The sequence below is a fragment of the Caulobacter sp. FWC2 genome, assembly GCF_002742625.1.
Lineage (GTDB): Bacteria > Pseudomonadota > Alphaproteobacteria > Caulobacterales > Caulobacteraceae > Caulobacter.
The window spans coordinates 3,930,527-3,940,184 of the sequence record NZ_PEBF01000001.1; the positions used below are offsets into that span (position 1 = coordinate 3,930,527).

Here is a 9,658-nt window from a genome sequence, read left to right on the forward strand (position 1 = left end):
TAGGCGCTCAGGGTCTCGTAGCGGCCCTTCATGACAGACTTGCGAAGCTATCTCGCCGTGGCGACGACCTCGCCCGGAGCGGTGCTTTTCAGCACCACCGGCAGCACCTTGGCGGCGCGATCGATCACCGTGCCCTGGCCGTCCAGCGGCAGCATGGCGGTGACGCGCTGGCGGCCCAGGGCCGGGTCGGCCAGGCGGATCCTGGCGTCGGTATAGCGGCCCAGCTCGGCCAGGACCTCGGACAGCGCCGCGTCCTGGAAGACCAGTCGGCGCTGGCGCCAGGCGACGGCCGTGGCCGGATCGATGCGGGCCTCGCGCCGCACCGCGCGACCGGCCTGGTAGCTGACCTGGTCGCCAGGGACGAGACGGACGGGCTCGGTCGAGAATCGGGGCTGCGAAACCTCGACCGAGCCCTCCAGCAGCTCCACCCGGGCACGGCCGTCGCGGAGGCTCGTGGCGAAGTGGGTGCCGGTGACGATGACTTGCCGGTCGGCCAGGGCCACCTGGAACGGATGGGCCTTGTCGTGGGCGACCGCGAAATAGGCTCCGCCCTTGTCCAAAACGAGGCGACGCACCTTGCCGTCGACCTTGGCGCGCAGGGTGGTGGCGGTGTCCAGCGTGACGACCGAGCCGTCGGCCAGGGTCACGTCGCGGATCTCGCCGACGGCGGTCGTGTAGATCGCGGCGCCGGACAGAGGGTCTTGGAAGCGGGTGAGCAGAGTTGGAGCGATGGCCACGGTCAGAACGGCGGCGACCAGACCCCCGGCCAGGGCCACCGGCGTCCAGACAGCCTTCGGGCGGCGACGACCGGCCGTAGGCGCGGGCGGGATCAGATTGAGTTCGCCGAGCAGTTCGGCCCGCAGATCCCGCGTCTCGCGCAGCAGAGCCTTGGCGTCCTGATAGTCGGCGAGGTTCCGCGGATCGGCCGCCAGCCAGCGCTCGAAGGCCGCCAGGGTCGAGCGCGGCGCGTCGGGGCGGCCCAGGCGCACGACCCAGTCCTCCGCGGTGCGCGGCTTGGCTTCGAACAGGCTGGCGAGACGATCGAGCATCTTGGCGGTTAGGCTTTCCCAAAGAGCGGCGCGGCCCGGTCCTGCCCGGGGCGTATCTTCACAACGATCGTCAAGCCGAACACCTCAGGTCCCCCGCGCGGCTTTCAGCCGTCGTAGCGCTTCGGCCAGGTGCTTTTCCACCATGCTGACCGACACGCCCAGGCGATCGGCGATCTGGCGATAGCTGAGATCCTCGAAGCGGTGCAGCAGGAAGGCGTCGCGGCAGCGCGGCGGCAGCTCGCGGATGGCGGCGGCGACGCCGGCCAGGTCCTGGCGGGCGATCGAGCGGCGGTCGGCGGCGGGATCCTCGCTGGGGGCGTTCTCCCAGGCCGCGGTCGTGTCGTCGGTATCGAGCCACAGGGTGCGGGCCCGCTCGCGGCCGGCCTGCTTCCAGTGGTCCTTCAGAAGGTTCTTGGCGATGGCGAACAGCAGCGGCCGGCTGTCGGCCTGGCCGATCTCGTGGCCAGCGCGATGGAAGCGCGCGAAGGTCTCCTGGACGATATCCTCGGCGTCTTCCAGCGACTGGCCGCGCCGTTGGAGGAACACCACCAGTTCGGCGCGCAGGCCCGTCATGCCGCTTCCCCAGTCGCTCCCCTTGCGCGGACGCGCCGAAGCGCTCCCCCCGGCGAAGGGGGGAGCGCGCCCGGTGATGGCGTCCAGCGGGCTCAGAAGTTCATCCGAAGGCCGAGCGAGAAGCGTCGTCCCGACTTCTCGTACATGGTCGGGAAGGACGGATCCATCGTGTAGCCCTTGGTGACCTCGTCGGTGACGTTGATCCCCTCCAGGCTCAGCTGGATGCGCTCGTTGATGTTGTAGCTGATCGAGATGTCGGTCTGGCCGTAGCCCGAGCGCCAGATCGGATACATCTCGTAGCCGATGCCTTCGACGTACTTGCCCTTGTAGTTATAGGATACGCGCGCCTGGAACTTGTCGTTCTCGTAGTAGAGCGTGAAGTTGTAGGCCTTGTCGGCCAGGCCCACCGGCGGGGTCGGAATACCGATCAGCGACTGGCCGCTCAGCGAGCTGTCCAGGATCGTGTAGTTGGCGTTGATCCCGAAGCCCTTGGCCGGCTCCCAGAACAGGCCGAACGGCACGATGGCGACCATCTCGACGCCGTCGACATTGTACGAACCGGCGGCGTTGATCGGCTGGTAGACGTCGAAGTCGTAGACGCCGTCGATCGTGCCGTTGGCGTTGTACTTGGTGACGCCCTTGACCGTGCCCGTCAGGGCCTGGCGGACGACGCCCTCGATCTTCTTCTTGAAGTACGAGACCGCCAGCAGGCCGCCTTCCGGCAGGTACTTCTCAACGCCCACTTCGTACTGTTCGGCGAAGGTCGGCTTCAGGCCCGGATTGCCGTCGGTAAAGCGGAACGAGTTGAAGCTGGCGGTGCGCTTGTAGGCCAGGTCGGTCAGGGCCGGACGCATGAGGGTCTTCGAGGCCGCGCCGCGCAGCACGATGCTGTCGGTGATGTCGGCGGTGAAGTTCACGCTGGGCAGCAGCTTGTTGTAGCTGCCGTCGCTGGACACTGGCGCGGGGGTGTAGGTGGTGCCGCCGGTCGTCGTCTGCACCTGGTGGTAGCCCGACGAGGTGATCGAGGTGTCGACGTAGCGGACGCCGCCGTTCACCGCGACCGGCACGGGGCCGACGTCGAAGCCGAGGTCGGCCATGGCGTAGACGCTCGTGACCTTCTCATCGACCTTGTAGTAGTCGCCCGGCGTGAACGGCGTGGTGAAGCCGGCGTAGCGGAAGGTCTTGCGCGCGTAGTCGTTGGAGATCTGGCTCCAGTTCAGGTCGCGGACCGTGTAGTCGCCGCCTGGAACCAGATCGCCGATCGGGGTCAGCGGGCTGTCGGCCATGGTGCGGGTGTTGAGGTAGGCGCTGCTGCCCGGGCCGGGGCCCTGGATGTTCAGCGCGCCGTAGCGGCGCTCCTTCGATTTGTCGGTATAGCGGGCGCCGATCTGGATGGTCTTCAGCGCCGGGAAGAAGCCGATGGCGAACTCCTTCGTGTAGTCCGCCTGGGCGGCGTATTTGTCGTCGGTGATCTTCTCGAGGGTCGTCTCATAGGCCTCGAACAGGTACTTCGACGGCGAATTGTACATATCGATCGAGGCCGGGTTGGCGCTCTTGATCGTCTCGCCGCCGGTGGCCGTCCAGCGGGTGCGCGACGGGGCGTAGGCCACGTGCTTCAGGTTCGAATAGTCGAGCGTCTTCTTGGCGCCCGAATAGCCGGCCAGGGCGTGCAGCTTCCAGGTCTCGCCGCGCCAGTTCAGCTCCGAGCCGAACTGGGCGTAGTCGGTCTTGTTGATCTGCTCCTTGCTGAGCATCTCGTGCTGGGTCGCGGTGTAGGAGACGTCGCGCAGCACGACCATGTTGTAGTCGGCCAGGGTGGTCTTGTCGTAGCTGTGGATGGTCTCCAGCGTGCTCTTGCTCGAGGCCGAATAGGCCGCCGCGTCGTACTGGTCCTCGGTGGCGTCATAGCCGCCCAGCATCAGGTCGAAGGCGATGTCGAAATTGGCCGACGGCTTGTACTGCAGCGAGCCGGTGCCGCCCCACTGCTTCTGGGTGTTCATGTAGGCGCGGTCGCCGACCTTGTCCTGAAAGATGATGCGGCCGGTCTCGTCGCGATTGGTGTTGCTCTTGACCACGACGCCGGCGTCACGGGCCAGGACGGCGGCGGCCTGCGAGGCGCGCGTGCCGCCGGCTTCCAGGAAGCGGAACATCGGGCGGAAGTTGATGCCCGAGTTGGAGTCGGTGCGGTTCGAACGGCGCGCGGCCGAGAACGACACCAGGCCGCCCCAGTTCCCCCACGTGTCGCTGGCCAGGAAGGCGACCTTGGGGTCGGTCTTCTTGGAGATCGAGTTGTAGGCGCCTTCGGTCGAGGCGATCAGCTTGCGGCCGCTGTAGTCGAACGGGCGAGCCGTCGAGATGTAGACCGAACCGGCGATGCCGCCTTCCTCGTCGGCGGCGCGCGGCGACTTCTGCACCGTCACCTGCTGGATGACTTCCGAGGCGAAGATGTCGAACTCGACGTCACGGCCGCCGCTGCCCGAGGCCGTCGCCAGGTTGTTGATGGTGACGAAGGTGAACTCGCTGGGCAGGCCACGGACGCTGACCCGGCCGCCCAGGCCCTTGTTGCGCTCGATGGTCACGCCCGGCATGCGCTGCAGCGCCTCGGCCAGGTTCTGCTCGGGGAAGTTGGCGACGTCGGTGGCCACGATCGAGTCCGAGAAGCCGGTCGTCTCGCGCTTCATGTCCACGGCCTTTTCCAGGCTGCGGCGATAGCTGCCGGTGACGACGACTTCCTCGACCTGGGCGTTGTCGGCGGCCGCCGCGGCGACGGCCTGGGCTTGTGCGCCCGTCGCCGAGAACAGGCCGATGGCGGCGCAGCTGGTCATCAGCCAGGCCAGGCGGCCCGCACGGCCGCCGTTCGAGTTCAGTCCGATCATCCGCTCAATCCCCGAGGTGTTGTTTGCGACGGCGGCAGGACCGAACGCGCTCGTTCGGCCTACGCCCCCGACGGCTTCAACGACGGCCCCGGACGCCCCCTCAGCGGCGATATGTGGATTTCATCAAAACTTCACGGCCGGGCCGTTGAGGTCGCTTTCGCCCCGCCTTGGGAGAGGATCGAGTCCAGCTCGGCGCGCGCCGCTTCCATGTCACGACGGAAGTACGGCGAGACGTGCTCGGCGGCGTAGATCGTGGCGCCCGACTGCATGCCGGCCTCGGCGGCGCTGACGCTGTGCGAGCCGCAGATCCACCGGCTTTCGGCATAGTCGCGGCCCCGGGCGTACAGCGCGTCGGCGCGGCTGGGGGCCAGTTCGGCCAGGATCATCGCTACGTGCATGCCGAACGCCGAGTGGCCTGACGGATAGTCCGGATTGCCGGCCAGGTGGGCGCTCTTGGCCTCGCAAATGGGGGCGTCGGTCTTGCCGATATAGGGTCGCTTGGTCCCCCAGTGGGTCTTGGCCACACCGACCACCGAGCGATCATCGCCGGCGCGCTCCAGCAGGGCGGCGAGGATCGGGGCCTGGGTCGGGTCTATCGTCACCCCCAGCGCCTCAGAGAAGTGCTTCCAGGTGGAGCCGTCGACATCATCGGTGGCCCGCTGCCAGCGAGCGGAGCCCTTTAGGGCCCGGCTCTGGTCGAAGATGGCCGCGTCGGCGATGGCGCGCGGCGAACCGGCGGCCGGCGGGGCGGCCAGGGTCCTGGTCAGGTCAGGACGCTGGGCCGGGTTCAGATAGCCTTGAGCCGGCGCCCCGGCCACGCTGTCGAACGGCGCGTCGCAGCCCTTGGTCATGCGGACGGGATTGCAGGTCGCCGCCTCGCCGCCGGTCAGGCGCACCGTGTAGCCGCCCGCGAAGCGCGGGTCGGCCCACAGATAGTCGGTCGAGACGTACTGCGCGCCGCTGGAGAACGCGGCGCTACGCATCGTGACGTCGTTCTTGCGCGCCTGGACGGTGTCAGCGTCGGCGCGGGTGCGGACGATGAAGCCGGCCTTCACGGCGGCGGCGATGCGGGCGCGATCGCCGACCGGGTCGTTGAGGGTCAGGTAGGCGGCGGCTGGCGAGGCCTCGTCGGTGTTGACGAACATCGCCCGGCCTTCCAGCGACTTGCGCGCCCCACGATAGGCCGTGACCGTCTTTGGGCTCTCGTCGAGGGCGAAGAACACCTTGCCCCGCGCCGCGCCTAGCGCCGGCCAGCCGTCGGCCAGCACCGCCTCGCGCAGGGTGGCGCGCTTGCCCTGGACCTGGTCGGGCGTGATCAGTTCGGCCTCGGCGAATACCGAGCGGATCTCGCCGTCGAGGGCGTCGAAGGCCTTCTCGTCAAATGGCAGGGCCTCGACGCCGCCGGGGAAGCTGGACGGACCGTCCTTGGCGTTCAGCAGGATCAGGATCGGGGCGTGATCGGGATGAGCCTTCGACCAGGCGCGGATCTCCGTCAGGCACGCGACGAAAGTCGGGCAGGTCGTGCGGAAATCGACGTCCTGCATGTGCATGACCTTGTAGCCAGGCTTGGCCATGGCCGCCGCCCAGGCGGGGGTCGGAACGATACCCTTGCCGAATGCGGTCTTGGGCTGGGCGAAGCGCCCGCCTTGCGGATCGCGGACGACGTCCAGCTCCAGCTGACGGGCGCCGGCGTCCAGCTCCTCCGCCAGCGGACGATGGCTGTAGTCCAGGCCCAAAGCTCCCGGCCCGGCCGACGCCAGCATGGCCGCCATCTCCTCGGCCGGGATCGCGGCCTTGTAGGAATTGTGCGTGCCGACCGCGAGGATGTCGTTCATCCGCGCCGCCTGCATCTGCGCGGCTTGGGCGCTGGGTTCGGCCGCCACGAGGGCCAGAAGCAGGCTCAGCATCATTGTCTCCCGGTACAGTTCGAGGCGGACCCGTACTGCGGTTTTGTGACAGTCGTGCGCGAGCGCCTCGGCCCGCGCTCTGTCTTCGACCGCCGCGTTTCAGGGCGCATCCGTTCAAAAGGCGGCACGTCCCGCAGAGCGGAAAGCGGCGGCTGTCCGTAGCCTGAACACGCCTATTTCGTCACGGCCGACGAGAGCATTTTTAGAAACAATGGATTTCCATCATTTCCATTTATGCGTCGATGCGTCGCGGCCAAAGTGAGCTTGTCAGAACAACGGGGCGGCCGGGAACGGTCCTCCATACAACCCAAAAAAGGATAGTCCCATGACCCTCGTCGCCACGCCCACCGCCGGCCCGCAACTGCTGACCCCGACCGACCACACCCTGATCATGATCGACTACCAGTCGCAGATGGCTTTCGCGACCCACTCGATCTCGGCCACCGAGCTGCGCACCAACGCCGCCCTGGTCGCTCGCGGCGCCGCCGGCTTCGGCGTCTCGACCATCCTGACCACGGTCGCCGAGAAGAGCTTCTCGGGTCCGATGTTCGACGAGCTCAAGGACGCCTTCCCGGGCGTCGCCGCCCTCGACCGCACCTCGATGAACACCTGGGAAGACGCCAATGTCATCGCCAAGGTCAATGAGATCGGCAAGCCGCGCATCGTGCTGGCCGGCCTGTGGACCAGCGTCTGCATCGTCGGCCCGGCCCTGTCGGCCCTGGCCCAGGGCTTCGAGGTCTATGTCATCGCCGACGCCTGCGGCGACGTCTCGGCCGAAGCCCACAACCGCGCCATGGATCGCATGGTCCAGGCCGGCGCGCGCCCGATGACCTCCCTGCAATACCTGCTTGAGCTGCAACGCGACTGGGCCCGTTCGGAGACCTACGAGCTGACCACCGGCATCGCCCGCACCTACGGCGGCGCCTACGGCCTGGGCATCACCTACGCCAAGACCATGTTCGGCGCGTCGGAAGGCCACGCCGCCTGACGTCCGTTTCGAGGCGGGGATCTACAAGACCCCGCCTCCACTTCCCGTTCACGGATGTCGGCCATGAAACCTTACCTGCTCTCCCTCGGTGTCGGCCTGCTCGTCGGCGTGATCTATTCGCTGCTCGGCGTGCGCTCGCCCGCTCCGCCGGCCATCGCCCTGCTGGGCCTGATGGGCATGCTGCTGGGCGAACAGGCGGTCCCGATCGCCAAACGGCTGATGACCAGGACCCCGGTCGTGGCCTATCTGAAAACCCCTGAGTGCGCTGGTCAGGTCCTGGGTCCGCAAGCCGCCGCGGGCGACGGCCCTGACCCCAAAACTCCGGAGGGCCAGGCATGACCCTCGATCGTCGACAAGCCGTCGCGCTGGGCGCGGCATTTCTCTCAAGTTCCGCTTTCGCTGAAAGGCGCCCCATGACCGATCTGCTGCTCATCAACGGCAAGTTCACGACCCTGGATCGGAGCAATCCGCGCGCCGACGCCGCCCTGGTCCGCGACGGCAAGTTCGCCGCCGTCGGCGAGGAGGGCGAGGTCCGCGCCGCCGCCGGCCCGAACCCGACGATCATCGACCTTAAGGGTCGCCGGGTTATCCCGGGCCTGATCGACAGCCACATGCACATCATCCGCGGCGGGCTGAACTACAACATGGAACTGCGCTGGGACGGCGTGCCGACCCTGGCCGACGCCATGGCCATGCTGAAGAAGCAGGCCGCCAATACTCCGCCGCCGCAGTGGGTGCGCGTGGTCGGCGGCTTCACCGAGCACCAGTTCGTCGAGAAGCGCCTGCCGACCCTGGACGAGATCAACGCCGCCGCGCCCGAGACGCCGGTGTTCATCCTCCACCTCTATGACCGCGCCCTGCTCAACCGCGCCGCCCTGCGCGCCGTCGGCTACACCAAGGACACGCCCAACCCGCCGGGCGGCGAGATCCAGCGCGACGCCTCGGGCGAGCCCACGGGCCTGCTGCTGGCCCAGCCCAACGCCACGATCCTCTACGCCACCCTGGCCAAGGGTCCCAAGCTGCCGCCCGAGTACCAGTTGAACTCCACCCGCCACTTCATGCGCGAGATGAACCGCCTGGGCGTGACCGGCGTGATCGACGCCGGCGGCGGCTTCCAGAACTATCCCGACGACTACGAGATCGTCGAGAAGCTGCACGCCGACGACCAGCTGACCCTGCGCATCAGCTACAACCTGTTCACCCAGAAGCCGAAGGCCGAGCTGTCCGACTTCCAGTCATGGTCCAAGCAGGTCAAGCCGGGCCAGGGCGACGACAAGTACCGCCACAACGGCGCGGGCGAGATGCTGGTCTACAGCGCCGCCGACTTCGAGGACTTCCGCGTCGAGCGTCCCGAGATGCCGGCGAACATGGAGAGCGACCTGGAGCCGGTGATCCGCCACCTGGTAGAGAACCGCTGGCCCTGGCGGCTGCACGCCACCTATGACGAAACGATCTCGCGGGCGCTGGACGTCTACGAGAAGGTCAACCGCGACATGCCGTTCGACGGCCTGCACTGGTTCTTCGACCACGCCGAGACCATCAGCGACCGCAACATCGACCGCATCGCGGCCCTGGGCGGCGGCATCGCCGTGCAGCACCGCATGGCCTTCCAGGGCGAGTACTTCATGGAGCGCTACGGGGCCAAGGCCGCCGAGGCGACGCCGCCGATCAACAAGATGCTGAAGGCCGGCATCCCCGTCGGCGCCGGCACCGACGCGACCCGCGTCGCCAGCTATAACCCTTGGGTCTCGCTGAACTGGCTGGTCACCGGCAAGACGGTGGGCGGCACGCGCCTCTATCCGCCGGCCAATCGCCTCGACCGCGAGGAGGCCCTGCGCCTGTGGACCACCGCCAATACCTGGTTCTCGAACGAAGAGGGCAAGAAGGGCCAGATCGCCGTCGGTCAACTCGCCGATCTGGCCGTGCTGGCCGACGACTACATGACGGTCCCGGAAGACGAGATCCCCCACCTGTCGTCAGTGCTGACCCTGCTGGGCGGCAAGGTCGTCCATGGCCAGGGCGAGTATGACAAGCTGGCCCCGTCCCTGCCGCCGCCGATGCCCGACTGGTCGCCGGTGCGGACCTTCGGCGGCTATCAGGAGCGCTCGCGTGGTCACGCCCGCGCCCTGGCCAGCGCCTGCGGTTGCGCCAGCAGCTGCAACGTCCACGGCCATGACCACGCCTCGGCCTACACCCGTGAAGCCCCGACCAGCGATGCGCGCTCCTTCTGGGGCGCCATGGGCTGCGGCTGCTGGGCGGTGTGAC

General features: G+C 67.9%; 7 protein-coding genes. 3 read left to right on the forward strand and 4 right to left on the reverse strand.

The genetic code is table 11. The features are described from left to right. Nucleotides 1-47: 47 nt before the first annotated feature. The 4 genes from CSW62_RS18725 to CSW62_RS18740 form a co-directional block, all read right to left on the reverse strand. A complete protein-coding gene (locus tag CSW62_RS18725; RefSeq protein ID WP_099580400.1) occupies nucleotides 48-1,049 on the reverse strand; it encodes a FecR domain-containing protein in 1,002 nt (333 codons plus the stop codon). An 84-nt stretch (nucleotides 1,050-1,133) separates the two neighbouring features. Beyond that, nucleotides 1,134-1,622 carry an RNA polymerase sigma factor gene (locus CSW62_RS18730; protein WP_099580402.1) on the reverse strand — a complete coding sequence of 163 codons (489 nt, stop codon included), beginning with the start codon at nucleotides 1,620-1,622 and terminating at the stop codon, nucleotides 1,134-1,136. 92 nt (nucleotides 1,623-1,714) lie between these two features. Beyond that, nucleotides 1,715-4,498 (reverse strand): TonB-dependent receptor, encoded by a 2,784-nt coding sequence (locus CSW62_RS18735; RefSeq protein ID WP_099580404.1) that lies wholly within the window; start codon nucleotides 4,496-4,498, stop codon nucleotides 1,715-1,717. Between the two features lie 131 nt (nucleotides 4,499-4,629). Then, entirely contained in the window at nucleotides 4,630-6,405 is a 1,776-nt protein-coding gene (locus CSW62_RS18740) for a Ca2+-dependent phosphoinositide-specific phospholipase C (RefSeq protein WP_099580406.1), read from the reverse strand. Nucleotides 6,406-6,730: 325 nt separating this feature from the next. On the opposite strand from CSW62_RS18740, the gene CSW62_RS18745 reads away from it, so the two are divergent. The 3 genes from CSW62_RS18745 (at nucleotide 6,731) to CSW62_RS18755 (ending at nucleotide 9,657) form a co-directional block, all read left to right on the forward strand. After that, nucleotides 6,731-7,393, forward strand: a complete 663-nt coding sequence (locus CSW62_RS18745) for a hydrolase (protein WP_099580408.1) — start codon at nucleotides 6,731-6,733, stop codon at nucleotides 7,391-7,393. A 63-nt stretch (nucleotides 7,394-7,456) separates the two neighbouring features. Continuing rightward, entirely contained in the window at nucleotides 7,457-7,732 is a 276-nt protein-coding gene (locus CSW62_RS18750) for a DUF1427 family protein (protein ID WP_099582364.1), read from the forward strand. A gap of 74 nt (nucleotides 7,733-7,806) precedes the next feature. Continuing rightward, a complete protein-coding gene (locus CSW62_RS18755; RefSeq protein ID WP_199170640.1) occupies nucleotides 7,807-9,657 on the forward strand; it encodes an amidohydrolase in 1,851 nt (616 codons plus the stop codon). Nucleotide 9,658 lies beyond the last annotated feature (1 nt).

Coding starts and splice junctions, on each gene's coding strand:
- CSW62_RS18755 (WP_199170640.1), top strand. CDS start 7,807: ATGACCGATCTGCTGCTCATCAACGGCAAGTTCACGACCCTGGATCGG.
- CSW62_RS18725 (WP_099580400.1), bottom strand. CDS start 1,049: ATGCTCGATCGTCTCGCCAGCCTGTTCGAAGCCAAGCCGCGCACCGCG.
- CSW62_RS18750 (WP_099582364.1), top strand. CDS start 7,457: ATGAAACCTTACCTGCTCTCCCTCGGTGTCGGCCTGCTCGTCGGCGTG.
- CSW62_RS18740 (WP_099580406.1), bottom strand. CDS start 6,405: ATGCTGAGCCTGCTTCTGGCCCTCGTGGCGGCCGAACCCAGCGCCCAA.
- CSW62_RS18745 (WP_099580408.1), top strand. CDS start 6,731: ATGACCCTCGTCGCCACGCCCACCGCCGGCCCGCAACTGCTGACCCCG.
- CSW62_RS18730 (WP_099580402.1), bottom strand. CDS start 1,622: ATGACGGGCCTGCGCGCCGAACTGGTGGTGTTCCTCCAACGGCGCGGC.
- CSW62_RS18735 (WP_099580404.1), bottom strand. CDS start 4,498: ATGATCGGACTGAACTCGAACGGCGGCCGTGCGGGCCGCCTGGCCTGG.